The organism is Kitasatospora sp. NPDC092039 (assembly GCF_044756065.1).
In the GTDB taxonomy this organism is placed as follows: Bacteria; Actinomycetota; Actinomycetes; order Streptomycetales; family Streptomycetaceae; genus Kitasatospora.
The window spans coordinates 1-1,200 of sequence record NZ_JBIVSD010000061.1 but is presented as its reverse complement, the minus strand read 5'-3'; the positions used below and the strand labels follow the sequence as shown (position 1 = coordinate 1,200).

The window sequence follows — 1,200 nt, the reverse complement described above, 5'->3', positions numbered from 1 at the left end:
GTCCTGCCCTCCGGCCTGACCAGCACCGTCGCCGGCATCGACGCCCTCGGCCGGGAGACCGACACCGCCTGGGCACCCCAGTCCGTCACCGTCCGGCTCACCGACGACCTCGACATCTCCCGCGGCGACCTCATCGCCGCCGGCCGGCCCCCCGCGCCGACCAAGGACGTCGAAGCCACCGTCAGCCACCTCAACGAGCGGCCGCTGCGCGCCGGGGACAAGGTGCTGCTCAAGCACACCACCCGCACCGTCCGCGCCCTCGTCAAGGACATCTCCTACCGCATCGACATCGACACCCTCGAACAACGCCCCGGCCACGACGGACTGAACGTCAACGACATCGGCCACGTACTGCTGCGCACCGCCGAGCCGCTGGCACTGGACGCCTACTCCGACAACCGCCGCACCGGCTCGTTCCTGCTCATCGACCCCGCCGACGGCACCACCCTCACCGCCGGCATGGCAGGCGAAGCCTTCACCACCGCACACACCACCGACGCACCCGACGAGGAGGACTGGGTCTGATGCCCAGCGAGGCGTTCTCGGGCATGGACAAGGAAGGCGGCCGCATCGGCAGCGGCGTCCTCGGCAGCGGCCAGGGCGGCCTGACCCGATGTGCGGGCCGACAGGGCTGAGAACGCCCTGTCACCGGGCTGTCTCCCCCACAGCCGCCCGGCTTGCCCCGGCACCCATGTGCCGCGCGCACCACCTTCCCAACCGTCCACCCAGGACCGCCTCCTGACGGTCCGTCCGCGAACAGGACTCACCAATGGCACCGAACCAGGCACCTTCGCATACCCGCGTCCGCCCGAACGCCGGCCGGATCAGACGCACCGCGGCGGCCGCGGCGGCCGGACTCACCGCGGTGGCCCTGCTGTCGGCATGCGGCTACGGCTCCCAGGCCGACAAGTCCTCCGACGACAAGGCGAACGCGGCGGCCACCGCCGGTGCCTCCGGCGCGAAGCTGTCGGCCGACACGGTGAAGATCGGCTACTTCGCCAACCTGACCCACGGCACCCCGCTGGTCGGCCTCCAGGAGGGCTTCTTCCAGAAGGAGCTGGGCGCCACCCAGGTCAAGACCCAGGTCTTCAACGCCGGGCCCGCGGAGATCGAGGCGCTGAACGCCGGCTCGATCGACATCGGCTGGATCGGCCCCTCCCCGGCGATCAACGGCTTCACCAAGTCCGACGGCAAGTCGCT

At 71.2% G+C, this 1,200-nt stretch carries 1 protein-coding gene and 1 pseudogene; both read left to right on the top strand.

All coding sequences use genetic code 11. From position 1 onward, the window contains the following. Window positions 1-525, top strand: a pseudogene (locus tag ACIQI7_RS38965) (hypothetical protein); the annotation flags it as partial. A 244-nt stretch (window positions 526-769) separates the two neighbouring features. Beyond that, the coding region (locus tag ACIQI7_RS38960) for an ABC transporter substrate-binding protein (RefSeq protein ID WP_401119621.1) at window positions 770-1,200 on the top strand (431 nt) is incomplete at its 3' end.